This window comes from Halogeometricum sp. S1BR25-6 (assembly GCF_031624495.1).
GTDB lineage: Archaea > Halobacteriota > Halobacteria > Halobacteriales > Haloferacaceae > Halogeometricum > Halogeometricum salsisoli.
The window spans coordinates 344220-369268 of sequence record NZ_JAMQOP010000002.1 but is presented as its reverse complement, the minus strand read 5'-3'; the positions used below and the strand labels follow the sequence as shown (position 1 = coordinate 369268).

Annotated in this window: 26 protein-coding genes and 1 pseudogene; 12 read left to right on the top strand and 15 right to left on the bottom strand. The window is 67.4% G+C overall.

The window, feature by feature from the left end:
• Positions 1 to 9 precede the first annotated feature (9 nt).
• Positions 10 to 975 (bottom strand): DMT family transporter, encoded by a 966-nt coding sequence (locus tag NDI76_RS11865; protein ID WP_310924293.1) that lies wholly within the window; start codon positions 973 to 975, stop codon positions 10 to 12.
• A gap of 57 nt (positions 976 to 1032) precedes the next feature.
• On the bottom strand, positions 1033 to 1551 hold the full coding sequence (locus tag NDI76_RS11860; RefSeq protein WP_310924292.1) for a CBS domain-containing protein: 519 nt from the start codon (positions 1549 to 1551) through the stop codon (positions 1033 to 1035).
• 97 nt (positions 1552 to 1648) lie between these two features.
• Between NDI76_RS11860 and NDI76_RS11855 the strand changes: the two genes are divergently transcribed.
• Positions 1649 to 2335, top strand: coding sequence for a ribonuclease H family protein (locus NDI76_RS11855; protein WP_310924291.1), 687 nt, complete (start codon positions 1649 to 1651; stop codon positions 2333 to 2335).
• A gap of 71 nt (positions 2336 to 2406) precedes the next feature.
• On the opposite strand, the gene NDI76_RS11850 is transcribed toward NDI76_RS11855, so the two are convergent.
• Together NDI76_RS11850 and NDI76_RS11845 are read right to left on the bottom strand one after the other, a co-directional pair.
• The gene (locus NDI76_RS11850; RefSeq protein ID WP_310924290.1) at positions 2407 to 4653 is read right to left on the bottom strand and encodes an NADP-dependent malic enzyme; all 2247 of its coding nucleotides are present in this window, start codon (positions 4651 to 4653) and stop codon (positions 2407 to 2409) included.
• Positions 4654 to 4766: 113 nt separating this feature from the next.
• On the bottom strand, positions 4767 to 5924 hold the full coding sequence (locus NDI76_RS11845) for a M24 family metallopeptidase (RefSeq protein WP_310924289.1): 1158 nt from the start codon (positions 5922 to 5924) through the stop codon (positions 4767 to 4769).
• Positions 5925 to 6020: 96 nt separating this feature from the next.
• Here NDI76_RS11845 and NDI76_RS11840 point away from each other — a divergent pair, with 96 nt between their 5' ends.
• The 5 genes from NDI76_RS11840 (at position 6021) to NDI76_RS11820 (ending at position 9785) form a co-directional block, all read left to right on the top strand.
• A complete protein-coding gene (locus tag NDI76_RS11840) occupies positions 6021 to 6845 on the top strand; it encodes a COX15/CtaA family protein (protein ID WP_310924288.1) in 825 nt (274 codons plus the stop codon).
• Positions 6846 to 7023: 178 nt separating this feature from the next.
• Complete coding sequence (locus NDI76_RS11835; RefSeq protein ID WP_310924287.1) at positions 7024 to 7941, top strand: basic amino acid ABC transporter substrate-binding protein; 918 nt, start codon at positions 7024 to 7026, stop codon at positions 7939 to 7941.
• 39 nt (positions 7942 to 7980) lie between these two features.
• Positions 7981 to 8811 (top strand): amino acid ABC transporter permease, encoded by an 831-nt coding sequence (locus NDI76_RS11830; RefSeq protein ID WP_310924286.1) that lies wholly within the window; start codon positions 7981 to 7983, stop codon positions 8809 to 8811.
• Entirely contained in the window at positions 8808 to 9539 is a 732-nt protein-coding gene (locus NDI76_RS11825) for an amino acid ABC transporter ATP-binding protein (protein WP_310924285.1), read from the top strand. Before NDI76_RS11830 ends, NDI76_RS11825 begins: the two co-directional genes overlap by 4 nt.
• A gap of 57 nt (positions 9540 to 9596) precedes the next feature.
• Complete coding sequence (locus NDI76_RS11820; protein WP_310924284.1) at positions 9597 to 9785, top strand: DUF8106 domain-containing protein; 189 nt, start codon at positions 9597 to 9599, stop codon at positions 9783 to 9785.
• Positions 9786 to 9803: 18 nt separating this feature from the next.
• Here the strand turns inward: NDI76_RS11820 and NDI76_RS11815 are convergent, their stop codons facing one another.
• From NDI76_RS11815 to NDI76_RS11795, 5 genes and pseudogenes are all read right to left on the bottom strand, one after another.
• Positions 9804 to 10865 (bottom strand): zinc-dependent alcohol dehydrogenase family protein, encoded by a 1062-nt coding sequence (locus tag NDI76_RS11815; RefSeq protein ID WP_310924283.1) that lies wholly within the window; start codon positions 10863 to 10865, stop codon positions 9804 to 9806.
• A 55-nt stretch (positions 10866 to 10920) separates the two neighbouring features.
• Positions 10921 to 11868, bottom strand: coding sequence for a TIGR03557 family F420-dependent LLM class oxidoreductase (locus tag NDI76_RS11810; protein WP_310924282.1), 948 nt, complete (start codon positions 11866 to 11868; stop codon positions 10921 to 10923).
• Positions 11869 to 11976: 108 nt separating this feature from the next.
• Positions 11977 to 13488 carry a replication factor C large subunit gene (locus tag NDI76_RS11805; protein ID WP_310924281.1) on the bottom strand — a complete coding sequence of 504 codons (1512 nt, stop codon included), beginning with the start codon at positions 13486 to 13488 and terminating at the stop codon, positions 11977 to 11979.
• Positions 13489 to 13535: 47 nt separating this feature from the next.
• A pseudogene (locus tag NDI76_RS22615) lies at positions 13536 to 13909 on the bottom strand (PIN domain-containing protein).
• The gene (locus NDI76_RS11795; protein WP_310924279.1) at positions 13910 to 14140 is read right to left on the bottom strand and encodes an AbrB/MazE/SpoVT family DNA-binding domain-containing protein; all 231 of its coding nucleotides are present in this window, start codon (positions 14138 to 14140) and stop codon (positions 13910 to 13912) included. It lies immediately after the preceding pseudogene.
• A gap of 214 nt (positions 14141 to 14354) precedes the next feature.
• On the opposite strand from NDI76_RS11795, the gene NDI76_RS11790 reads away from it, so the two are divergent.
• Entirely contained in the window at positions 14355 to 15134 is a 780-nt protein-coding gene (locus NDI76_RS11790) for an SDR family NAD(P)-dependent oxidoreductase (protein ID WP_310924278.1), read from the top strand.
• A 15-nt stretch (positions 15135 to 15149) separates the two neighbouring features.
• On the opposite strand, the gene NDI76_RS11785 is transcribed toward NDI76_RS11790, so the two are convergent.
• Positions 15150 to 16145 (bottom strand): ion channel, encoded by a 996-nt coding sequence (locus NDI76_RS11785; RefSeq protein WP_310924277.1) that lies wholly within the window; start codon positions 16143 to 16145, stop codon positions 15150 to 15152.
• A 195-nt stretch (positions 16146 to 16340) separates the two neighbouring features.
• Here NDI76_RS11785 and NDI76_RS11780 point away from each other — a divergent pair, with 195 nt between their 5' ends.
• The 3 genes from NDI76_RS11780 to NDI76_RS11770 all read left to right on the top strand — a co-directional run bounded on the left by NDI76_RS11780 (position 16341) and on the right by NDI76_RS11770 (position 18320).
• Positions 16341 to 17087, top strand: coding sequence for a hypothetical protein (locus tag NDI76_RS11780; RefSeq protein WP_310924276.1), 747 nt, complete (start codon positions 16341 to 16343; stop codon positions 17085 to 17087).
• A 72-nt stretch (positions 17088 to 17159) separates the two neighbouring features.
• Positions 17160 to 17612 carry a pyridoxamine 5'-phosphate oxidase family protein gene (locus NDI76_RS11775; protein ID WP_310924275.1) on the top strand — a complete coding sequence of 151 codons (453 nt, stop codon included), beginning with the start codon at positions 17160 to 17162 and terminating at the stop codon, positions 17610 to 17612.
• A 72-nt stretch (positions 17613 to 17684) separates the two neighbouring features.
• Complete coding sequence (locus NDI76_RS11770; RefSeq protein ID WP_310924274.1) at positions 17685 to 18320, top strand: GNAT family N-acetyltransferase; 636 nt, start codon at positions 17685 to 17687, stop codon at positions 18318 to 18320.
• Positions 18321 to 18325: 5 nt separating this feature from the next.
• On the opposite strand, the gene NDI76_RS11765 is transcribed toward NDI76_RS11770, so the two are convergent.
• Complete coding sequence (locus tag NDI76_RS11765; RefSeq protein WP_310924952.1) at positions 18326 to 18847, bottom strand: GNAT family N-acetyltransferase; 522 nt, start codon at positions 18845 to 18847, stop codon at positions 18326 to 18328.
• Positions 18848 to 18925: 78 nt separating this feature from the next.
• A complete protein-coding gene (locus NDI76_RS11760) occupies positions 18926 to 19606 on the bottom strand; it encodes a metal-dependent hydrolase (protein WP_310924273.1) in 681 nt (226 codons plus the stop codon).
• A 162-nt stretch (positions 19607 to 19768) separates the two neighbouring features.
• On the opposite strand from NDI76_RS11760, the gene NDI76_RS11755 reads away from it, so the two are divergent.
• On the top strand, positions 19769 to 20476 hold the full coding sequence (locus tag NDI76_RS11755; protein WP_310924272.1) for a helix-turn-helix domain-containing protein: 708 nt from the start codon (positions 19769 to 19771) through the stop codon (positions 20474 to 20476).
• Positions 20477 to 20536: 60 nt separating this feature from the next.
• On the top strand, positions 20537 to 20854 hold the full coding sequence (locus NDI76_RS11750; RefSeq protein ID WP_310924271.1) for an ArsR/SmtB family transcription factor: 318 nt from the start codon (positions 20537 to 20539) through the stop codon (positions 20852 to 20854).
• Positions 20855 to 20942: 88 nt separating this feature from the next.
• Here NDI76_RS11750 and hmgB read toward each other — a convergent pair whose 3' ends face one another.
• From hmgB to NDI76_RS11735, 3 genes are all read right to left on the bottom strand, one after another.
• The gene (hmgB, locus tag NDI76_RS11745; RefSeq protein ID WP_310924270.1) at positions 20943 to 22280 is read right to left on the bottom strand and encodes a hydroxymethylglutaryl-CoA synthase; all 1338 of its coding nucleotides are present in this window, start codon (positions 22278 to 22280) and stop codon (positions 20943 to 20945) included.
• Between the two features lie 74 nt (positions 22281 to 22354).
• Entirely contained in the window at positions 22355 to 24280 is a 1926-nt protein-coding gene (locus tag NDI76_RS11740) for a hypothetical protein (RefSeq protein WP_310924269.1), read from the bottom strand.
• 105 nt (positions 24281 to 24385) lie between these two features.
• Complete coding sequence (locus NDI76_RS11735) at positions 24386 to 24976, bottom strand: DUF2150 family protein (RefSeq protein ID WP_310924268.1); 591 nt, start codon at positions 24974 to 24976, stop codon at positions 24386 to 24388.
• Positions 24977 to 25049 lie beyond the last annotated feature (73 nt).

Genomic DNA, 25049 nt, shown 5'->3' with positions numbered 1-25049 from the left:
GGCCTCGACTCAGTCGCGCGCGCCGAACGATTCGAGTCCCCGCCGCAGTCGGGGGAGTTCGCGCCGGATGCTCTCGCGCTTCAGGAGGAGGAAGCCGACGAAGATGAGCGCGAACCCGGCGACGGTGTAGACGGTCGGCAGTTCCCCGAGAAACGCCCACCCAGTCAGCGCCGCGAACACCGGCGCGACGTAGGAGACGAGGTTTATCTCGACGGCGCCGAGGCGCTTCAGGAGGACGAAGTAGACGAGGAAGCCGACGGCGCTGGCGACGACCGAGAGGTACCCGAGCGCGAGGAACGCGTCGGTCGTCCACGAGACGTCCGAGGCGGATTCGCCGATGGCGACGCTCACGACGTGCATCAGGAGGGCGCCGCCGAGCATCGTCCACGCCTCCATCGTCTCGATGGGCAGGTCCGCGTCGATGCGGCGGGTCAGCACCGACCCGAGGGCGAACACCGTCGCCGCGCCGAAGATGAGCAGTTTGGCGACGGCGCCGCCCGAGAGGAGGTTGTTCGGGTCCGGGTTCGAGAGGACGACGACGCCCGCCAGCCCCAACAACAGACCGACGAGGCCGGCGGGCGCGAGGCGCTCGGACGGCAGGAAGGCGCGCGCGAATCCGGCGGTGAGGATGGGGCTGAGGCTGACGATGACCGCGGCGGCGGCGGAGGTGACGGCGGGGTCCGTCTCGCCGACGAACAGCAGGGCGTGGTAGCCCGCCATGATGAGGACGGACCCGACGACGACGGTGGCCCACTCGTCGCGTCCGCGCGGGAGGGGGCTGTCGGTGGCGTAGACGGCGTAGCCGAGCATCAACACGCCCGCCACGTCGTAGCGAATCGCCGCGAAGAGCACGGGCGTCTCGAGGAAGCCGCCGGGGTCGGTGGGCGTGCCGAGACCCGCCTTGATGGCCATGAACGACGCCCCCCACGCGGCGGCGAGGAAGACGAACAGCGCGAGGTTTCGGTACCGGCTCACACCTGCGGTTTCTCGGTTACCTCCCTCAACGTTTCGTTCGGGTGCGCGCGCTGCCTCTTATCGTCTCGCGGTCTCTCCGGTGCCGCGACGGAGGTCTCGCATCGCCCGGACGACGTCCTGACGGGCGACGATGCCGACCAGGCGGCCGTCCTCGACCACCGGCAAGCGGTTGATATCGCGGTCGTCGCCCGACAGGAGGTCGAGGACGGTGTCGAGGTCCGCGTCGGGGCCGACGGTCACCACGTCCGTCGTCATCACTTCGCTGATGGGTCTGTCGGCGTTCTTCGCCAAGTCGACGCCGAGGTCGAGGTCGTCCCACGACACGTCGACGGCGTAGGTGAGCGTCTCCGTGAACGGCGGGAGGCCGACGGGAATCCACAGCGTCCGCTCTTTGGTCTGAAACAGTTCCACGAGGTCGTGTTGCGTGACGATGCCGACGACGGCGCCGTCCTCGTCGACGACGGGGAACCCGTTGAAGTCGGCGCGTGCGAGGCGACCCAACACGTTGCTCACGTCGTCGTCCGGGGCGACCGTCTTCACGTCCGTCGTCATCAACTCCCGAGCGGAGAGGTCCATACCCTCCCTACGCGGACGCGGTCCATCTGTCTGTTCCTTTTCGTTCACGGTGCAAATTCGGGTTATATTTATATTTCTGGGTTTGGTAGGGACGAGCATGGCCGTTCACGGCCGTCAATCACTTCGAGACCTGTTCGACGAGTCTCCCACGCCGCACATCGCGCATCCGCCGCGCACCCACCACCGCCACTTCTACGTCGCCACCGACGGGTCGTATCGGTCCTCGGGCGACGGCGGACTGGGTGTCGTCATCGAGACGCGCGACGGCACGCGGGTGGCTCGGGTCGCCGTGCCCGACGCGGCGCCGAACAACAACGTCTCCGAGTACCGCGCGCTCCACCTCGGTCTGGACGTGCTCGCGGCCCGCGCGCCGCCGAGCGCCCGGGTCGGCGTCCTCATCGACCACGACGCCCTCGCGGCGAACGTCAACACCGAGGTCCTCGCGAAGGCCGACCCCGAGTGGCGTCGGACGCGCCGACCCACGTCGCCGCCGGCCGGCAGCGAGAACCACTGGCGGGGCATCCGCGCCCGCATCGCCGGATTCGCCGAACTCCGCGCCGCGCGCATCGACGGCCGGAACAACCCCGCACATCCCCTCGCGAACGCGCCGAACGAGTACGCGCACGTCAACGAGCGAAAGGACCGCTGCGTCGTGCCGGACTCGCCCTCGCCGGCGAACGCCGGCCCCGGGACCGGGACCGGAACCAGAACCGGAGCCGAAACCGAGGCCGACGACCCGCAGTTCCCGCCGCCGTCGCGGTTCGAGAGTCGCGCGAGCGACTGACCGTCGCCGCCGGCGACCGCTCCTTCTCCGGGGCGGGAGTCGACAAAAGAGTGTTCGCGCTGACCGCGACGTTACTCGTTCTGCGCGTCGACGACCGCGACGCCCGCGAGGTTGACGATGTCCTTGACCTCGTCGCCTCGTTGCAGGACGTGGACGGGTTTGCCCATGCCGACGAGCATCGGGCCGATGGCCTCCGCGCCGCCGAGTCGCTGGAGCAGTTTGTAGCCGATGTTGCCCGCTTCGAGGTTCGGGAAGACGAGGACGTTCGCGGGGTCCTCGAGGTCGGAGAACTCGTAGGTCCCCTGGAGGATGTCCTCGACGACGGCCGTGTCGGCCTGCATCTCCCCGTCGACCGGGAAGTCGACTTCGGCGTCGTCGTGGAGCAGTTTCACGGCGTCGCGCGGTTTGCGCGTCCCCTCGTTCGTGACGCTGCCGAAGTTCGAGTACGACAGCATCGCCGCCCGCGGTTCGATGTTGAACCGGCGGGCCAACTCGGCGGTGTGCTTCGTTATCTCCGCGAGCACGTCGGAGTCGGGCGCGAGGTTCACCGTCGTGTCCGCGCAGAAGACGACGCGGTTCTTGAACGTCAGCATGTAGACGCCGGCGGCGTACTCGGCGTCGTCGGCCGTCCCGACGACCTGAAGCGGCGGGCGGAGCGCCGAGGGGTAGTGGTGTGTCAGACCCGTCAGCATCGCGTCCGCGTCGTCCTGTTCGACCATCACGCTGGCGAAGTAGTTCGTGTCGCGGCGGACGAGTTCGTGCGCCTCGTTCTTCGTCAGGCCCTTGCGCCGGCGCAGTTCGTACAGGCGGTCGGCGTAGTGGTCCCAGTCGCCGTTCTGCGGGTCGGCCACCTCCGGTTCGAAGTCGAGGCCGAGGTTCTCGGCGGTCTGCCGAATCTCGTCCTCGCCGCCGATGAGGACGGGGTAGGCGATTCCCTGCTCTTGAATCTGGTAGGCGGCGCGGATCATCTTCTCGTCGGTGCCCTCCGCGAGGGCGACGCGCTTGGGGTCGGACTTCGCCTTGTTGAGGACGACGCGCATCATCTCGCGGGACTTCCCGAGGCGCGCTTCGAGCGTCTCTTCGTACTCCTGCGTGTCGAGTTCGCTGCGGGCCGACCCGCTGTCCATCGCCGCCTGCGCGACGGCGGGCGCCACCTCGAACAGCACGCGGGGGTCCAACGGTTTGGGGATGACGTACTCGGGACCGTACTGCAGGGGTTGGTCGCCGTAGGCCTTCACGACGGCGTCGGGAACGTCCTTACGGGCGAGTTCGGCGAGGGCTTCGGCGGCCGCGCGCTTCATCTCCTCGTTTATCTCGCGCGCTCGCACGTCGAGGGCGCCGCGGAAGATGAACGGGAAGCCGAGCACGTTGTTCACCTGGTTGGGGTAGTCCGACCGACCCGTCGCCATGATGACGGTGTCGTCACGGGCTTCTTTGGCCGCCTCGTAACCGATTTCGGGGTCGGGGTTGGCCATCGCGAAGAGGGCGGGGTCCTCAGCCATCGACGCGACCATCTCCTGGTCGACGAGGCCGCCGACGGAGAGGCCGACGAAGACGTCCGCGCCCTCCATCGCTTCCGCGAGCGTGTCGGCCTCGACGTCGTTGGAGAACTCGGCTTTGAACTCGTTGACGTCGTCGCGGTCGGGTTTGATGACGCCGTCGGAGTCGCACATCACGATGTTCTCCTTCCGCGCGCCGAGCGAGACGTAGAAGCGCGCGCTGGCGATGGCGGACGCCCCCGCCCCCGAGAACACGATGTCCAGGTCTTCGAGGTCCTTGCCGACGATGTCCGCCGAGTTCAGCAGGGCTGCGCCGGAGATGATGGCGGTCCCGTGCTGGTCGTCGTGGAACACGGGGATATCCATCTCGTCGCGCAGGCGCGACTCTATCTCGAAACACTCCGGCGCCTTGATGTCCTCCAAGTTGATGCCGCCGAACGTGGGTTCCATCGCGCTGACGATATTCACGAACTCGTCAACGTTCTCGGGTTCTAGCTCGATGTCGAACACGTCGATGTCCGCGAAACGCTTGAACAGCACGCCCTTCCCCTCCATGACCGGTTTCGACGCCTGCGCGCCGATGTCACCTAGACCCAAGACGGCGGACCCGTCGGAGACGACGCCCACGAGATTCCCTTTCGCCGTGTACTCGTAGGCCTTGTCCGGGTCGTCGGCGATGTCGCGGCACGGCGCCGCCACGCCCGGCGAGTACGCCAAAGAGAGGTCTCGCTGCGTGTTCGTCGGTTTCGTCGTCGAAATTTCGATTTTACCCGGCGGCTCTTCGCGGTGATACTCCCGCGCGTCGTCGTCTAATCCCATGCCCGAGGGCACCCGTGGAACCGTGAAAAAGCTACCGTACTGTCGAAAATTGACTTCGACAGACGACGAAATGATACTCGCCGACGAGTACTTCTTTACTCCGAATCGCTGCCCTACTCCGCGTCGAGGTGCAGTATCTCGTGCCGTTCGACGGCGAACTCGTGGTCCCATCCCTTCACGGGGCGGGTGGGCCACTCGCCCGTCGCCGTCAGCACCTCCGCGCCGTCCTCGGTGACGAGGACGGTGTCCTCCGATTTCGCCCCCTGTATCGTCGGATTGTACGCGTACGCCATCGGCGTCTCCACCGGGGCGTCCTCGCCGGGCGAGGCGAACCACTCCCGACCGGCGAACCCGGCCGCGCCGCCCTGGTGGTGTTCGCGCCACTCCTCGGGGTAGTCGAGATGTTCGTAGGCGGCCATGATGTTGTCGAAGACGTCGTCGGCGGTGCCGCCGAGTCGCGCGACTGCCTGCGTCGCCGCCAGCGCACTCGTCTCGACCTGCTGGGCCTTCGCGTGTCGTTCGGCCAGCCACTCCGGGGGGTCGAAGGCGACGGTTCGGGTCGTGCTCGCGTGCAGACCGCCGCGTTCGGCCGTCACCGACAGCAGGGCGTAGTCGCCCAACTCCGCGTACGTCGGGGTGTAGTGGCGGTACTGCTGGGCGCGTTCGGACCCGCCGACGAGGACGACGGGCGCCTCGATGCCCCGCGTCGCCAGCGCTATTTTCAGCGCCGCGGCCACCTCGTGTTCGGTGTCCCCTGGTTCGAGTTCGCGCGCGACCCGTTCGACGGCGTCGGCCGCCTCGCGCCCGAGTTCGCGGTAGCGCTCGACGTCCGTCTCCGAGAGCGGTTGCCGGAGTTCGCTCGCGTCTACCGAGTCGAGTCCGGGAACCTCGAAGTCCGCCGCCCCCCTCCCGTCGGTCTCTCGGACGACGCCGTCGGCCAGCGACGACTCGTACCAGTTCGTCTGCCGGACGTCGAACGCCTCGGGCACCTCCTCGTCGGCGAGTCGGTTCGCCTCGATGTTGTCCGTGACGACGACCCACCCGTCGTCGCGGGTGTAGCCCGCAGCGGCGACGCCAACGTCGGCGCCGCGACTGACGACGTTGCTCCCGCCGGTGAGCCACGCGAAGGAGTTCGGCGCCGCGAACCAGACCGCGTCGAGTTCCTCCCGGTCGAGGTACTCCGACAGTCGCTCCCGTCGGTCGTCGAGGTGGTCGGTGACGATGTCGTGTTCGCTTCCGGCGGCGTTCGCGCCGGGGTCCTCGTCGGTCATACCCGACCGTTCCCGCGGCACCCATTTGAAACGTTCCGGTGGTTCGCGCGTCTGCGGAGAGAGGGGTTCAAGTGGACGCGACCCCGAGAGCGGAACATGAACGCTCGCCTCCGACGCCTCGTGGCACTCACCGTGCCGCTCACGGGCTTTCTGATGGTACTCGGGGTGTACACCGCCGCCGCCGGCGCCGGACTCACGTGCGCCGGCCGGTGGCCGTTCTGCGACGGCTTCCTCGGCCTGTTTCCGGCCAACTGGAGCAGTTTCATCGAGTGGTTCCACCGACTCGTGGCGATGCTCGTCGGCTTCCTCATCCTCGGCACCACGGTGCAGGCGTGGCGGGCCGGCGCCGACCGCCGCGTCCGCCGGTCGCTCGCCCTCGCCACCATCCTCCTGCCCTCGCAGATTATCCTCGGCGCGCTGACGGTGACGACGTACGAGTGGGTCATCCTCTCGGCGCACTTCCTCACCGCCTCGATTATCTTCACCGCCGTCGTCCTCGCGTTCGCGCGGGCGTACGACCCCCCGAGCGCCGACGAACTCCGCCGCGCCCTCGGCGGCACCGCCGTCGGTATCGCCGCCCTCGTCGTCCTCGCACCCCACGCGTTCCTCCCGTTCGGCGCGAACTTACAGGCCGTCTACTACACGGTCGGACTCGTCGCCTACGGCGTCCTCGTCGCCGCCACCGCGTGGCTCGGTTCGGGCGTCGGTGACGGCTCCGGCCGCGTCCGCCTCCTGACGGGGAGCGCCGCCCTCCTCCTCGTCGCCCTCCTCGTCCTCGGTCGGCAGGTGTACAGCGGCGGACTGGAGTACGTCTCCGTCGGCGGCACCGTCGTCGTCCTCGGACTCGTCGGCGCCGCCTCCTACGCCCTCCGGAACCGTCCGAGTCGGCAGTCCCGCGGCGTCCCCGGCGGGAGCGACTGAAGGCTGGACGGCGTCAACCGCAGCGTCCAATCGCACGAGCGCGCTCGCGTCGGTCTCCGGACGGTCGGGTTCAGCCGGCCGCGGTGGTCGATACTCCGCCTCTGCCCGGTATTCGTGGACAGGTCGCGTTCTCCGAACCGAAGAGGTGTTATACCAGGATTGGCTACGGACGGGTGTTATGGACAGACGTGCGTATCTGAAGACTGGTGCCGGAGTGGTCGCTGGCGGACTCTTCGCGGGTTGTTCGGGTGGTAACGGAGCGGGCGAAGGGTCGACCGAGACGACTACCTCGGGGGCGACGGCGACGGACGGAGACGGCACGGCGGACGGGACCGAAACGGGGACCGAGTCCTCGGGCGACGTCGTCCCGGACAACGTCGTCATCGGGTCGGACATCCCGTACCGGCCGTTCGAGTACAACACGGCGTCGGGCGAACTCACCGGCTTCGACGTGGACATCGCGCAGGCCGTCTTCGAGGAGCAGTTGGGGACGAGTTACGAGTTCAAACCGACGAGCTTCGACTCTATCATCCCCTCGCTGAAGAACAACAACTTCCGCATCATCATGTCGGCGATGACCATCAACGACGAACGCGCGCAGGAAGTCGACTTCTCCGACCCCTACTTCACCGCGTACCAGACGGTCATCGTCCGGCAGGACAGCGACATCCAGTCCAAGGCGGACCTCCGCGGGACGACCGTCGGCGTCCAGAAGGGCACCACCGGCGCCGACGCCGCCCAGCAGTTGAAAGAGGAGTTCGACGGCGAGTTGGAACTCAACCAGTACGACCAGGTCAACGGCGCGTTCCAGGCGCTCGTCAACGGACAGGTCGTCGCCGTCATCAACGACAACACCGTCAACGCCGAGTTCGTCAACAACCAGGGCGAGGGCCAGGTCCGCTTCCTTCAGGGCGAGGGCGCGGCCGCCGAGTCCGGCGAGAACGCCCCCGACTACCTCACGCTCACCGTCGAGAACTACGGAATCGCGTTCCGACAGGATGACGACGAGTTCCGTCAGCGGGTGAACGAGGCGCTCGCCGCCATCAAGGAGAACGGGACGTACGACGAGATATACGCCGAGTACTTCGAGGGCTGAACGCCTCCCTCTTTACCTTTCGACGAGACACTCGAACTCATGGCTGATTCATACTCCGGGGCGACCGCCGACGAGGGCGACCGCGGGAGCGGCGGGTTCGTCGACGACAAGAGCCTGAAGTGGCTCGGCGTGGGGCTGTCGAGTCTGTTCGCGCTCGCCGTCTTGGCGCTCGTCGTCTACATCGTCGCCACGCAGGTCGACTTCGCCCTGCTACAGACCATCTTCCCGCAGTTCGTCTCGGCGTACCTACTGGTGCTCCAAATCGTCGTCATCGGCGGCATCCTCTCGGTGACGGCGGGCGTGTTGGTCGGCCTCGCGCGCGTCTCGAAGACGTCGATAACGAACGGCATCGCGACGGCGTACGTCCAGTTCTTCCGCGGGACGCCGCTCCTGTTCCAGATATTCGTCATCTACTTCGGTATCCCGACGCTGTGGCCCGGCACGTTCCCCGTCCAGGACTGGGGCTTTCCGACGGCCATCATCGCGCTGACGCTCAACCACGCTGCCTACGTCGGCGAAGCGGTCCGCGGCGGCATCGGCGCCGTCCCCGACGGACAGATGGAGGCCGCCCGCTCGCTGGGTATGGGCTACATCCAGGGGATGCGCGAGGTGGTCGTCCCGCAGGCGTGGCGCAACGCCCTCGCGGCCATCGGTAACGACCAGGTCATCCTCGTGAAGGACACCTCGCTGCTCACCATCATCGCCATCCCCGAACTGATGCAGGCGTTCCGGAGCGTCAACAGCGCGACGTTCGACCCGTGGACGCCGCTCGTCCTCGTCGCCATCGCGTACCTCTCCATCACGCTGCCGCTGATGCGACTCGTGACCTACTTGGAGGAGCGCTCGGACTGGGGAGGTGACAGCCAGTGAACCCCCTCTTGGAGTTCGACCACGTTGACAAGTACTTCGGCGAGACGCACGTCCTGAAGGACGTCTCTCTCGACATCGAGGACCGCGACGTGACCGTCGTCGTCGGCCCCTCCGGGTCGGGGAAGTCGACGCTCCTGCGCTGTGCGAACCGCCTCGAAGAGATTCAGGGCGGGGAGATTCGCCTCGACGGCGAGTCAATCTCCGACCCGAAGGCGGACATCAACCTCCTCCGGCAGCGCATCGGGATGGTGTTCCAGTCGTTCAACCTCTTCCCGCACAAGACGGCCCTGGAGAACGTGACGCTCGCGCCGCGGAAGGTCCGCGGACTCGACGACGACGTCGCGGAGGCGCGCGGCGAGGAACTCCTCGATAGGGTGGGACTCGGCGCCCAACTGAACTCCTACCCGAATCAGCTCTCTGGGGGCCAACAACAGCGCGTCGCCATCGCCCGCGCGCTGGCGATGGACCCGAAGGTGATGCTGTTCGACGAGGTGACGAGCGCGCTGGACCCCGAACTGGTGGGGGAGGTGCTCGAGGTGATGCGGACGCTCGCCGACGAGGGGATGACGATGATGGTCGTCACCCACGAGATGGGGTTCGCCCGCGAGGTGGGCGACCGAATCGTCCTCATGTCCGACGGCCGCGTCGTCGAAACCGGAGAACCGAAGCGGTTCTTCGAGAACCCCGAGACGGACCGCGGCAAGCGGTTCCTCTCAAAAATTCTCTAAATACACAAAGTAATAATCTGCGACACGTTCATCTGCTCGGACGACGATACTTCGGCTATGAACGCCCTCACTCCCCGCTCGCGCTCCGAGCGGCAGACGCAAACCCTGAGAAAATCCGTCCTGTTCTGTCCCGACTGCGACCGTGCGGCGCCGCTGGACGACTGGTCGCGCACCGCCGACGCCGGCGACGAAACCGTCTCCTGTCCCGACTGCGAGGCGTCGCTGGCCGTCGTCCGCATCGCCTGATTTTCCCGGTCACTCCGGTCAGAACGTCATCACTTCGACGCCGACGGTGTCGTACTCGCTCATCGCCGCCAGTCGGTCCGGAACGTCGTCGAGCGACACCTCCCGCGTCACGAGCGCACCGGGATCGACGGCGTCCGAAGCGAGCAGCGACAGCAGGTCGTCGGCGCTCGTCGGCGGCATGCCGCGCGCCCCGAGGAACGACACCTCGTGTCTGGTCATCCAGTCCGTCGGCAGCGACACCTCGCCCTTCTCCTCGTCGGTGGTCAGTCCCACCTGCACGTGCGCTCCGCGCGGCCTGACGCAGCGAACGGAGTTACGACAGGTCTCCGCGACGCCCAACGCGTCGAGCGAGACGTGCGCCCCTCCCCCGGTGACCTCGCGCACCCGCTCGACGGGGTCGGACTCGGAGGCGTTCACCAACACCTCGGCGCCGAGGTCCGCCGCCGCTTCGAGCGCCGTCTCCCGCACGTCGACGGCGACGACGCGCGCGCCGAGGACGCGGGCGACCTGAACCGCCGAGAGGCCGACGCCGCCGCACCCGTGGACGGCCACCCACTCGCCCGCACCGAGGCCGGCCCGCGCGTTCAGCGCGTTGTAGGCGGTCATGAACCGACAGCCGAGGGCGGCCACGTCCCGCGAGTCGACGTCCTCGGGGAGGCGAATGGCGTTGTAGTCGGCCGACGGTAGGTGGACTCGCTCCGCGAACGCCCCCTGCGCGGACTGCTCGAACCCGAGGGCGTGCGGGTGGTCGCCGGTGCAGACGTTGCCGTGGCCGGTCCGACAGTGGCCGCAGGACCCGCAAGCGAGGTTGAACGGGAGGGCCACGCGGTCGCCCTCGGTCAGCGTCTCCACGCGGTCGCCCGCTTCGACGACCCGGCCGGCGGGTTCGTGCCCGAGAATCTGTCCCGTCGAGACGGCGTCGTCGGCCCACTCACCGTGCCCCATCCAGGCGTGCCAGTCGCTCCGGCAGATGCCGCAGGCCTCCACGTCGACGACGGCCCCCGCGGGGTCCGCCGTCGGTTCGGGCACGTCTTCGATGCTCAGCGGTTCGCCGTGTTCGCGGAGGACTGCGGCGCGCATACCCGGAGGTCGGACCGCGACGACAAAAGAAATCCCGCTCCGAGACCGAATTCGCCTACCGGAACGACGGGAGGACTTCCTCCTCGTAGAACTCGAAGAACGCTTCCTGGTCGTCGCCGATCTGGTGGAAGTAGACGTGGTCGTAGCCGGCGTCGAGGCACTGCTGGATGTTGTCGATGTGCGTCTGCGGGTCCTGATCGGTTATCGTCGACCCCTCGCGGACCGTCTCCTCGGTCACCATCTGACTCGCCTCGTCGAAGTGCTTCGGCGTCGGGAGAATCTGGTTGAGTTCGCCTGGCAGCGCCGACTGCCGCCAGTTCTCGTGAGCCGTCTTCACGGCCTCGTCTTCGGAGTCGGCGACGCACATCGTCAACTGGGTCATCTTCGGGCCGTCACCCTCGTACTCCTCGACGACGTCCTGCGGGCCGACCGACCAGAAGCCGTCGCCGATGTCGCTCGCCCGCCGCGCGGACTCCTCGCCGAACGCCGAGACGACCAGCGACGGCAGTTCCTCGGGCAGGGTGTACAGGCGGGCGTTCTCGACGGTGTAGTGTTCGCCGCGGTGGCTCACCTGCTCGCCCGTCCAGAGACTCCGGATGACGTCGACCGCCTCTTCGAGCATCTCCATCCGCACGTCGTGTTCGGGCCAGTGCTCGCCGGTCACGTGTTCGTTCAGAGCCTCCCCGGAACCGACGCCGAAGTAGAACTCCCGGCCCTCCAGCATCTCCTTCGTCGTCGCCGCCGCCTGCGCGACGTTCACGGGGTGGATGCGGACGGTGGGGCAGGTGACGCCGACGCCGAGGTCGATGTCGTCGGTCGCCGCCGCGACGCCGCCGAGCGTGTTCCAGACGAACGGCGACTCGCCCTGCTCCGTCAGCCACGGGTGGAAGTGGTCCGAGACGGAGAGGAAGTCGTAACCGCGCGATTCGGCCTCCCGCGCCGATTCGACCAGTTCGCTCCCGGCGAACTCCTCGCTCGATAGCGTGTATCCGAACTCGGGCATAACTGCGGCTTCTCGCGGGGGTGAAATAAACGGCGTGGCAGAACACTCATGGGTCGCCGTCGGGCGTTACGACGGTCGGCGGGGTCGCCGAGACGAGACGGCCGGACCTCAGAAGAAGTCGTCCAGTCCGGACTGGCCGTCGTCGTCCTCGGCGTCCGGGTCCCCGTCCGCGCCGGCGTCGGTCTCGTCCTCCTCGCGGTCCAACACGTCGGCGTCGAGTTCGTCGTCCGCGTCGGTTGCTCCCTCGTCGCTTCCGGCGTCGTCCTCGTTTCCGTCCGCTCCCTCCGCCGCGTCGTCGGGGACGGACCCGGTGAACGCGCCGCCGGTATGCGCTTCCATCTCGGCCTCGCGCATCTCCGCGGCGTCCTCGACGATGGACTGCACCTTGTTCGTCGTCTCGCCGCTCCCGGTGACGAAGGAGACGGCCGACTCGTCGAGGTCGTACCACGCGGCCATGGCGACGGTCACGTCCCGCGGCTTGCAGTGGTGGGTGACGGTCGCGAGGAAGGGGAGCACGTCGCGGCGGGCGGTGCCCATCGAGAAGCCGCCCGACTCGGCTATCTTGCGGACGACGTCGTCGCGCGTCTTGTCGCGGGTCGACCGGTACGGTGCGCCGCCATACCGCGTCCACCCGCCGTAGGTCCCGTCGCGCGCGGCGGCGACGCCCGCGGCGACGTTGTCCGTCGCGTACCGCCAGTACGAGTACTCCTGCGTGGCCATCACGCGACCCAACCAGACGTCGGCGTTGGCGAGGAACTCGTAGGCGCGGGCGAGTTCCTCCGCGTCGTAGACTAAGGAGACCTTGTCCTCGATCCACTTCACCTGGTCGTCGGGCGTCTCGTCCACCGCGTACGCCGACTGGATGGCGTCTCGCGCCGAATCCTCCTTCAGCACCGAGTCGATGTACTCGAACAGGCCGATACCCCGGTCGCGCGCGGCCGTCACCACGTCCTCGACGGCGAGACGTTCCTTGCCGTCGGCGGCCGCCTGCAGGTCGTTGACGGCCGAGCGCAGGTCGCCGGAGTTCACCTCGGCGATTCTGTCGAGGGCGTCGTCGTCGAACTCGATTCCCTCCTTGCGGAGGATGTCCCGGAGGACGGGAACGATGGAACGGGCCGAGACGTCGCGGAACTCGATGTCCTGCGTTGCGTTCCGCAGGCCGTTCGACATGTCGTAGTACTCGTTTGCGATGAGAACGATGGGCTGGTTCGACTCCTTGACGAGCCGGGTGACGGCGCCCGCGCCGCCGCGGTCGTAGTTGCCGTGGATGTTGTCCGCCTCGTCGAGAATCACTAGCTGTCGACCCTCGCGCGTTCCGCTCGCGTCGCCGGCCGACGCGCCCGCCAGCGTCGCGTTCTTCGCGGCGCGGCCGGCGAAGCGTTCGATGACGTCCGCCGTCCGCTGGTCGGAGGCGTTCAACTCGACCGTCTCCCACCCCATGTCGGCGGCGAGGGCGTGCGCGGCGGACGTCTTGCCGACGCCGGGCGCGCCGTGGAGGACGACGGCTTCGCGGTGGTCGTCCCACGTCTTCGCCCACTTCTCGAACGCGTCGCGGGCCTTGTTGTTCCCGCGGACCTCCGCCAGCGTCGACGGCCGGTATTTCTCCGTCCAGTCTGCCATTGTCGGAGGGAGGGACGAACCGCGTTTAGTGGTTGCGGAGCGCTACGCTACTCCTCGCTCGTGTCGCGCAGGTCGAGTCGCGGGGCGAACCCCTCGTACGCGCCGTCGCTGGGGACGATTGTGTCGCCGTTCGATTCGACGAGATGGAGCGCGTCGAACGGCGTGAAGCCGTGGTCTTCGACGTACGTCGCCGCCGCGACGACCGTATCGACATCGCCGCGAACCTCGACTAGCGCCGCGGCATTCGTGACGACCCGTTCCGTATCGCGGTCTTCGCGGTAGGCGACGAGCAGTAGTTCGATGAGGTGAACTGCGACGTCCAGAGTTCGTCCCGGTGTTCTCGATACACCGTCTCGGCCGCCTCGCCGAGCCAGTCCTCGTCCTTGATGAGCGCCAGCAGGAAGTCCGTCTCGGCGTACATTCAGCGCCCGGCCTTGTCCAGCGCCGCCTCGCGAGTCTCGTCGCGCAACTCTTCGGCCGTTTTCTCGACGTCCGCGAATTCGTCTCGAAGCTCGTCGAGCGGGTCGTCCGCGACCGGAATCAGCCTGATGCCGTCGCGGACGTCGACGACGTGATAACGGTCGCCGTACCGCTCTCGGATTTCCTTCGGGAGCGTCAGACGTCCTCTGTCGTCGAGCGTCGCGTCGGACATACCTCTCGTACGGTGGGTAAAATAAAAACAGTTCCCTGAAATCGAATTTTCACCCATCACTCTCAGCTCGATCCGTCCCGTATCTCTCGGGGCGAACGACGTCGAACGAAGTGCGCTAACCGCTTCGAGTTCGCCGTGACACGAACCTCGAACCCCGTACCGGCAGTTCTTTGCGACGGACGCGGCGAACCGGCTAACGAGGTACACACGCCACATGGACGACGCAACCGACGAGCGAACGGCGATAGTCACCGGGTCGAGCAGAGGAATCGGAAAGCACGTCGCGAAGCGGTTCGCCGCGGACGGCGCGAACGTCGTGGTCTGTTCGCGGTCGCTGGCGGACTGCGAAGCGGTCGCCGCGGAGATAGAAGACGACGGCGGGTCGGCCCACGCGGTCGAGGTCGACGTGAGCGAGAAGCCGTCGGTCGAGAACCTTATCGAGGAGGCCGTCGACCGGTTCGGCCGACTCGACGTGATGGTGAACAACGCCGGCATCAACATCCGCGGCCCCGCCGAGGACGTCACGCCCGAGGAGTGGCAACAGGTCCTCGACGTCAACCTGACCGGCGTCTTCTTCTGCGCGCAGGCGGCCGGTAAACGGATGATAGAACAGGGCGACGGCGGCAGCATCGTCAATATTTCCAGCATGATGGGCAGCATGGGCCAGCAGGACCGGACGCCCTACAACACGACGAAAGGCGGCGTCAACAACCTCACGCGCTGTCTCGCCGTCGAGTGGGCGGAGCACGACATCCAGGTGAACGCGCTCGCACCCGGATACATCGAAACCGAGATGGTCGAACAGGCGCAGGAGGACGCCGACTTCGACAGGGAGGACGTCCGGAACCGAACGCCGCTGGACCGGTTCGGAACGCTCGACGAAGTGGCGAACTGCGTCTCCTTTCTCGCCTCCAACGACAATTTCGTCACCGGCGAGGTGCTCACCGCCGACGGCGGGTGGTCGGCGTTCGGGTGGGGTTGTAAGGACGACTGAGGCGGACGCTCCCCGTCACTCCCGGTTGGGCCACTCGCGGAGGTCAGATTCGACTACGCCGCGTAACTGCCGTCTGCGCTCCGTCAGGTCGTCGAGGGCGTCGGCGAACGCCTCGTCGGACGCCGCGGGAATCCCGGCGTCGCGGAGCGACTCGACGGAGGGGGCGGGTGGCGGGTCGTCCGCCGGGTCGATGAAGGCACCGTTGAGTATCGACAGGTAATCCTCCACGCTCGACCGCGCGCTGTCGACGATGACGTCGGCGGGTTCCCCTTCCCGCGGCGTCCCGAAGCGGAGGAGAGTCAACAACTCGTCGAGGCGGACGATGCTGACGGCGGGGGCGTTTCTGGCTCGTTTACTGTGGAAGTAGTGCACGATGGGGTACGCCTTGTGGTTCGCCGTGAGGGTGTCGAGGTCCGACGCCAGCGAGTTCAGCGGGAGGTCGAGCCCGCGGAACTCCTCGCCGTTCCACGCGTTGCGCAGTATCTCGTGGCTCTGGTCGCCGAGGCTACTCACCCCGCTGGCGAACGCGCGCTTCTGCGTGACCGCGTCCAGCACCGAGAGGATGTACGTGACCATCAGCGTCACGAACAGCATCCCCGAGGCGGTCATCAGCGCGGTCGCCACCTGCCAGACGCCCTCGTTCGGTGTGAAGTCGCCGTTCCCCATCGTGAACAGCGTGTAGCCGACGAAGTAGAACCGCTCGACCCAGTCGACGGGGTCGTTCTGACGGGTGTCGAAGAGAGCGGGGTCGCCGCCGGCGAACAGCAGCGTCCACCCGCCCCAGAGGAGGGCGACCCAGACGACGAGGCCGAAGACGAGCATCGTCGGTCCCGAGAGGGACAGGAGCCGGTGCCGGTCGCCGAACACCCGCCGGAACAGTCTCCAAACGAGGTCCATCAGCCGCGAGGTGAGCGGACCGGCCCCCCCTTGGACCCAGAGCGTCGTCCAGAGGACGTCGACGCTCGCGACCGAGAGGAGGAGTGCTCCGGAGAACAGATAGACAGGCTTCATCGTCCGTCCGAGCGTCCGGAAGAGTCGCTCCGAGCCCCGAATCCGAGCGGTTCGCCGTGCGCTGCGAGCGTCCGTGAACGCATAGTCCCTCGTTTGACGCCCGCGGCCGAAAAAGCGTCTGGCGACCCCTTCGGACGACCCTCGCGCTCAGGCCGGCCCCCGACCTTATTCATCCCGGTCTCGAACGACCCCGCCGTGTTCCCGACGCTCGACGTCCTCTGTGCCGTCGGCTTCGCCGCGGTGCACGTCTTCGCCGGCAAACTCCGGTTCCTGCAGGCCGTCCCGCGCAGTCGGTGGCTCTCCGCCGCGGGCGGCGTCTCCGTCGCGTACGTGTTCGTGCACATTTTCCCCGAAATCACCCATCACCACGTGCAGTTGACGGAGGGCCCCGCGGCGGCGAGCGCCCTCCTCGCGACGCTCACCGAACACGCCGTCTTCCTCGCGGCGCTCGCCGGGTTCACCGCCTTCTACGGTCTCGAACAGTTCGCCAGGCAGTCCGGGTCCGGCCGCGGCGGCGATTCGGAGTCCTCGGCGGCGCCGACGGGCGTCTTCTGGGTCCACGTCGGGTCGTTCGCGGTGTACAACGCCCTCGTCGGCTACCTCCTCCTCCACCGCGAGGAGGCGGGCGTCGCGAACCTCCTCCTGTACGCGGGGGCGATGGCGGTCCACTTCCTCGTCACCGACTACGGCCTGCGGGACCACCACCGCGAGACGTACGACCGAATCGGACGCTGGGTGCTCGCCGCGGCCGTCCTCGCCGGCGTCGGCGCCGGGTTCCTCGTCGGCGTCCCCGAGACGGCGCTCTCGCTCCTGTTCGCGTTTCTCGCCGGCGGCATCGTTCTCAACGTCATCAAAGAGGAACTCCCCGAGGAGCGAGACAGCCGTTTCCGGGCGTTCGGCGCGGGCCTCGTCGGCTACACCGTCGTCCTCCTCCTCGTCTGACGCCGGACGCGCGCTCCCGCGAGATGGGATTCATCAGGGATGATTATGCCGCTGGCGCGCGTCTCTCCGGACATGTCCGACCAGTCCGTCGCCATGAGCCACGAAGAGGTAGTCGAGTTTCTCGGAGACGGCGGCACCGGCGTGGTCGCGTTCGCCAAGGACAACGAGTCCTACGCGATTCCCGTCTCCTACGGCTTCGATCCCGACGAGGAACGAGTCTACCTGCGCCTGGCGTTCGCTCCCGAGTCCGAGAAGCGGACGTTCGTCAACGCCACGAGCCTCGTCTCCCTCGTCGTCGACGAGAAGACGCCGGACGGGTGGAAATCCGTCGTCGCCCGCGGCCACCTCGCGGAGGTGACCGAAGCGGCCCTGGACTCTACCGTCGTCGAGGCGATGCGGACGATGGACATCCCGTTCGTCACCATCTACGACCGCCCCTCCGCGGAGTTGGAGTTCGAGATGTACCGCCTCGAACCCGACGAACTCACCGGCCGCAAGGAGAAGACGTCGCGCGGTATCGAGTGACGCGCGGCGGGCCGAGCCACCGAGTGACACACCCGGGACAGTTTCTTTTCGGCGGACTCACATCTCGATAGCGTGTTTCCCGTCGAGATTCGCACCGACCGGCTCAGCCTCCGCCGCGCGACGCGCGAGGAGGTGTCCCCGCGAGAGTGCTACGACTACTGCCGCGAGGACGCGGACGGCATCGACGAGGTGACCGAGTACGTCCCGTGGGACCCGCACGCCACGCCGAAGGAGTCTCGCGACTACCTCGTCCGGTGTGAGGAGCGCTGGGACGACGGGGAGGCGGCCGCCTACGTCGTCCGCCCGCGCGAGGGCGAGGACGGCGCCGGCGAGTTCGCCGGGATGGCCGGACTCGACTTCCAGTGGGACCGCGACACCGCCGTCTTCGGCACGTGGCTCCGAAAGCGGTTCTGGGGCCGCGGCTACTCCGGCGAACGCGCGCGGGCGTTCTTCGAGGTGGCGTTCGGCGAGTTCGACGTGTCGCTGTGCGCCGTCGAGCACATCTCCGGCAACGAGAAGAGCGAGGCCGCCATCCGCCGGTACGTCGAGGCGGCCGGCGGGCGGCGCGAGGGCGAGTTCCGCAATCGAATCGAACGCGACGGCGACCCGGCGCCGGCCGTCCGGTACAGCGTCTCGCAGGAGGAGTGGCGCGAGGCGGGCGGCGAGCGAACCGCGACGCTCCGCTGGACGGACGAGGCGTCCGAGTGACCTGACTACAGGTCCCGCGCGACCATCTCCCCCCAGTGCGAGAAGCCGTAGCGCTCGTAGAACGCCTTCGCCCGGTCGTTCTCGCGGTCCACGTCGAGCACCATCCGCTCTAAGGGGAGGTCCTGCGCGCGGGCGCAGTCGACGGCGGCGTCCATCAGACCGTCCGCGACGCTCGACCCCCGGCGCTCGGGCGCGACGAATATCTCGTTGAGGACGGCAGCGTCCCAGACGAACGACAGCGACTCGGGGAGCAGAAACGAGTAGCCGACGAGTTCGGCGCCCGCGGACTCCTCGCCCCCGCCGTCCGCCGCGACGGCGACGTTCACGCACGCGCCGTCCTCGTCGACGCAGCGGTCGACCCAGTCGAGCCACCGCTTCCGGTAGTCGTCCGTCAGTTTCGCCTCGTACGCCGCCGCCTTTCCGTCGGGACCCGTCTCCGCGCCGATGCCGAGTTCGAAGCCGCGCTTCAGTCTCCACAGCCCCTCGGCGTCGCCGCCCTCGTACGGTCGAATCGTCGCGTCGGTCATCGGTTCCTCGTCGTCGCTGGGAGACAAGAACGCGCCGGTACCGTCGGCGAGGATATCGACGCCGCCGCGCCCACGACGCTACTCGCCGAGCAGGCGCGCCAGATACCGGTCGCCACCGAATCGAATCGCCACCACGACGGCCGAGACGAGCACCAGCGCGAAGCGGAACCCGGCCATCGCCACCGGGAAGAGCCGTTCGACGCGTTCCGCTTCGACCGTCTGCTCCACCCCGCGCGTCGGCGCCGCGTCGAGCACCGTCCGGAACCGGAAGTTGGCCGTCGTCCGCAACGAATTCGGTTCCGGATTCAGGTCCGGCGGCGAGAGGTCGACGAACGTCTGCACCCACCCCCGGTCGGTGGAGTAGTACAGTTCCCCGTTGAACACGTAGAAGCGGTCGTGCAGGGGGTAGAAGGCGTTGACGCCGCCGAGAAACAGGTCCGGGAGGATGGCGGCTCCGAACAGGCAGAACGCCCCCGTCCACGCCACTTTCAGTCCGCGGACGCAGTAGCGGCGGTAGAGGGCGGAGGCGGCGCCGCGGCGCGTGTCCCAGAGGAGGACGGCGAAGACCAGCGCTGGAAGCAACAGCGTGTGACCGAGCGAGCGGTGCGCGCCGGGGAGCACCGGTTCGGCGAGCACGTCCAAATCCGGGAGGACGGTGAAGCCGGCGACGACGAGTGCGCTCCGCGCGTCGAACTCCTCGCCGAGGAGGGCGGCGGCGACGAGACCGGCTATCGCGAGGTGGACGATAGTAGATGGCACGACAGTCACTGTCTCGGACTCCTCTTGAACGTTTGCTCGGGACGGCAGTCGTTCGCGCTCGTCGTTCGTCGAACCCCACTTTCGATATTCTTTTGCGTCGCAGTCGCGCAGAGGGCAGTAGACTAGCATGGATCGGTACGACCGAGGCGCGGGAGGCATCCGATGACGGACGTCCCGCGCGACGAACTCGCGCGCCGTATCGCCGGCGAGATAACGCTGAGCGACGACGCGGGCGCGACGCTCCGCAAGTGGCGCACGGACTTCGACATCTCACAGACCGTGCTCGCCGAGGAACTCGACGTGTCGTCGTCCGTCATCTCCGACTACGAGAGCGGACGGCGCGAGAGCCCCGGCATCGGCGTCGTCCGCCGGATGGTCGAGGCGCTCCTCGACATCGACGAGTCGCGCGGCGGCAGTCGCATCCGGCAGTACGCCCGCGTCATCTCCGCGGGGTTCGAGAGCGACATCGTCCAAGACCTCCGCGAGTATCCCACCTCCGTGCCGCTGGAACGCCTCTACGAGGTGATGGACGCGACCGAACTCGTCCGCGGCGACCACGACCAGGTGAGCGGTCACACCGTCATCAACAGCATCCAGGCCATCACCCGACTCTCCTCGGAGGAGTTCTACCGCCTGTACGGCCAGTCGACCAGTCGCGCGCTCGTGTTCACGCACGTCAGCCGCGGGGAGTCGCCGCTCGTGGCCATGCGCGTCGTGAACCCGACGCCGAACGCCGTCATCCTCCACGGACTGGAAGAGGAGGACCTCTGGGAGCACGCCCCGGCCCTCGCCGGCATCGACGGCTTCTCGCTGGCCATCGCGAACCGCGACCTCGACGCGATGCTCGAAGACCTGCGCACCATCTCGTAGCTTCGTCACCTCCCCCCCCCAGCCGCCGGACTCTTGTGTGCGTCGTCCGTTCGTGCGACCGTGTCACACGCCGACGCGGGGGGACTGCTCGACCTGCTGGGCGACCGGTCGGTCAGGCGGATACTCGTGCACACCAGCGAGTGCCCGCGCTCCGCGAGCGAACTCGCCGCCGCCTGCGACGTGTCGAAACCGACCGTCTACCGACGACTCGACGCGCTCGAAGGCCGCGACCTGCTGGCGCGGGAGACGCGTTACGACGCCGACGGCAACCACTACGCGGCGTACGCCTGCCGCCTCGAAGAAGTGACGTTCGGCGTCGGCGCGGACGGTCTCGCGGCCGACCTCGACCGGAACCGTCCGGACGACGCCGACGGCTGACTCGGGCAGTCGGGTTGAGTAAAACGCGCCCGGAGCGGAGTCGCGCGCCGACGGGACCGGTGCGGTCGAGGGGAGCGAACGCTCCCCGCTACTCCACGTAGTCGTAGCGGCGCTCGTTCATCCGACCCCATCCGGTAAAGACGAACTCCTCCTCGGGGGGGCTGAACCGGTCGACGTCGGTCTCCTTGTCGTGGTTGTGAACGTCGTGGACGAGTTCGTACTCGTCGTAGGAGATGTCGTACCGGCGGGCGAGTTGGTCGTCCACGTCGATGGATTCGACGTGGTCCTCCCAGCCCTCGACGACCGTCTCGGCGTGAATCTCCGCCTGGGCGCCGGAGCCGTACGACCCGACGAGCAACTTCTTGCCGGTCAGGTCCTCGCCGCGTTCGAGGGCGTCGCGGAGCGCCGAGAGGCGGGCGATGTGGACCGACCCCGTGTACCAGTTGCCGACGTTGCGCGATATCTCCAGCGTCGGTTCGATGACGCGACCGTACCACTCGCGGTAGCGGTCGGTCCCCTTCAGTTCGTCCATGTAGGCGCGGATGGCCTCCTCGTACTCCTCGCGGGAGTCGTACGCCTCCTCGCGGGGTTGCATCCCGATCTCCTCGGCGAGGGCCTCCTCCACGTCGGTGTCGCGCGTCATGTGCCGGTAGCCGAGGACGGCCGCCTTCCGGACCATGCCGGGGAACGGCGTGTGGAACGGGATGTACTCGAAGTCGTCGGGGTGGGTGTCCCCCGAGACGGATTCGTAGTCTTCGAGCGCCTCCCGCATGCGCGCGAGATACACTTGGACCGAACGTTTGCCGTCGACGCTCGGGAACTGCTGGTTCGGCTTCAGGAAGTCCGTCTCGTCGGCGCTGCCGTAGCCCTGTTCGGTCGAGAGTTCGACGATGGAGGGGTTCTCCGTGATGAGCATGGCGACGGCGCCGGCGCCCTGTGTCGCCTCGCCCGGGTCGCCGCGTTCGTACAGGGCGGTGTCGGTGGCGATGACGAGGGCGCCGAGGCCGCGGTTGCGCCCCGCCTTGATCCAGTTGTAGGCGTCGTCGATGCTCTGGGTGCCGGCGAGGCAGGCGAACTTGCGCTCACCTTTGTTCGCGTGGTGGAAGTCGCCGTCGTACACCTGTTCGAGACAGCCCGCGATGTACGTCGAGACGGGCTTGGAGTTGTCGAACGCCGACTCGGTGGCCACGTCGATGCGACCGATATCGTCGGGCGTCAGCCCTCTGCGGTCCATCAGGCGCTTGGCCGCGTTCGCACCCATGGTGACGATGTCCTCGTACGTATCAGGGAACGATGACGATTCGAGACCGAGTCCCTTCGTGTACTTCTCGGGGTCCTCGCCCATCGCCGGCGCGAACGTGTTCGGCAGGTCGAGTCTGAGCTTGCCCGTCCATATCTCGATGGCGTCGATGCCGACGGCTGTCATAGTTCTTCACTCCGAAGCCCGGCCATATGGGTTTGTCGATGAGGTGTTACGTCAGCTGTCGAACTCAGAGCTAATCAGACGACGCCGCCGGAAGCGGGGGTTCCGCTCTCCGCTCCGTCCGGCGAGACGTCGAGAGAGTCGTCTTCGTCGACGAACGTCGCCCCGTCGACGAACACCGTATACTGCGAGGGATCGTTTGGTACCCGCGCGATAACGTCGTTTTGCGGCGAAGTATTGGACTGATCCTTCCGCGTGGCCTTTAAGACCGCACCCGTGAGGTCGATGTCGTCCCCGCTGGACTCGAGGATGACGTCCGATTGGTCCTTGTCGGCGTGGAGCGTCGCACCGGAGGCGTTCACCCATCCGGTCGCGCTGAGTCGGACGTCCCCGTGGCCAGCGATGGTTGAGTCCCGAACGTCGATGTTTCCGTTCGCGCTGAGGGAAGCGTCCGCGTTGTCACCGTTCGCCGTGAGCGTCGCGCCCGCGACGATCACGTCGCCGTCGCCGCCGTCGATGGTGATTTTCCCCGTCGCACCGCCGGCTGTCGCGGTCACGTCTGGGGCGAGGTAGACGCCCTGACCGCCTTGGAAGTCGATGCTGTCCGCGCTGATGTCGGAACTGCTCGCGGGGATGACCAACTGGTCGTTCCCGGCATCGTATTGACCGTCCGCGAGTTCACTCTCCGGAATCTTGGCATCCTGGGTCGAATCGTAGCTCCCGTCGCCGTCCACGTCGTTGTAGGCGAACCCGGGGTCGTCGACGTTTCCACCGTCGTCTCCGCCGCCATCGCCGTCACCGCCGCCCGAGGCGATGTCGACCTCGACCCGCACGTCTCGGGGGTCGCGCGCGTCGAACTCGGCGTCGGTGGGGTCGTCGAGACTCAGGCGCACCTCGTCGGTGGTCGTCTCGTCCGACGGTGTGTAGACGAAGCGGTAGCGCCCGGGGGCCACGGTGACCGGACCGTCGATGACGCCGCCCTCGACTGACCAGTTCACCGTCGCGCCGACCGGGTTGTTGTACTCGTCGCGCGCTTCGACGACGAACGCGTCGGACTCGCCGACTCTGAGCGTCGGTTCGAGCGTCTCGACGTTCGTCAGATACCGCGCTTCGGGGCGTTCGGATCCTGCGCCGACGCGAACGCGCGACAGACTGAGTTGATACGTCACTCCCGGTTCCAGCGTGATTTCGACGGTTCCGGTCGACGGTCCCGCGGACACGTTGAGGACGCGCCCGCCGTCGCCCCGCATCTGTCCGGAGTCTCGGAGCAGTTCCCGCCAGTCGTTCGCGGAGAGGCCCGTCGGGACGACGACGGTGAGGGGACCCGCCGACTCGTTCGTGACCGATATCGTTCGGGAGGACTGACTCACCGTCTCGGGGTCGACGGAGAGCGTCCGAGACCCGCCGCGAGAGAGGTTTCCGGTCAGCGTCACGACTGAGATGCGTTCACCGGAGACGAGCGTCTGTCCGGTCTTCGCGAGAGTCACCGTCTCGTTCCCGCGGTCGAAGCGGTTGTAGAGGACGCCGTTTTCGTACACCGTCGTCGGCGCGTCTCGGAACCTGTTGTACGACGGGCGATAGGTGAGCGAGTTCGTCGGATACCGGCGCGTCTCGTTCCAGAAATCGGCGATGTCGGGGTAGTCGCTCTCCGCCGTAGTCGCGTCATCGACGGCGGCGTTCCGAATCGACACCTCGCCGAGCGGCGACGTCGAGAGCGTTCCGCCCGGCGGTGACGGGTTCACGAACATCGCGCGCGCGCGGTATCGCGTCCCGAGTTCGACCGTGACCGGCGCGGATTCGCCCGTCGTTCCTGCTCGAACGACGGCGTTCCGTACCTCCTGCATGTCGCTCACCGCGCGCTGGTTGTGGTTGAATTCGACGCGTTCGTTCTCCTGCGGAACCACCGTCGCTTGGTACAGCGACATCGACACCACGAGGAACCCGAACAACAGCACCGCCCCGATCTGAACGGTGACCCCCCGGTCGTCCCCCCCAAAGTCCATACATCGGATTGTGTGACTGTCAGATAAAAGTATTCCTCCGGGAGACCGTAGAGAGGCGCGGGCGCGCGAGGCCCGGCGAAGAGCGTCCGGCCGTCGCTCGCTCGTCTACTCGTCCTCTTCTTCGACGACTTCGGGGTCGCTCATGGCGCTCTGGAGGCTGTCGAGGCCATTGAGCCACTCGGAGACGAGACCGTACTCGATCTCTTCGGCGACGGACATGTCGAGTTCGTCGCCCTCGATAATGCGCGTGCCCGCCTGCACGAGGTAGCCGAGCGCGGCGTCCAAGTCCTCCTCCTGTTCGGCCTCGGCGGCCACCTGCACGTACTCTTCCAGGGGGGCCTCCTCGGCGGGGCCGGCGACGATGTACTCCTCGGCGGCGTAGAAGACGCAGACAAGACTCGTCTGGACGCCGTCGATGAGCATCACCTTCTCCTCGACGTCGTCGCCCTCGAACTCCGGTTCCGAGAGGACGATTTCGCGGACGCCCTCTATCTCTTCGAGAGCGTCCTCCTCGGAGAGCGTCCCCTCCTCGTAGGCGGAGACGATTTTCGCCACCGCGATGGCGGCGTCGTCCTGCAGATTCAAGAGCAGTCGAGCGGAGTCCTCGTTCTCCGGGTCGAGTTCCTCCTCCTCGACGCGCGAAATCCAGTTCTGCCAACGCTCTCTCGTGTAGTAGGTCTCCTCGGCCTCGGTCATGTCTCAACCATCCCGGTGGTCGTTCAAATGCCTTTCCTATGTCCGCGGGGTCCGAGCGCGGCGCGTTCGCGGC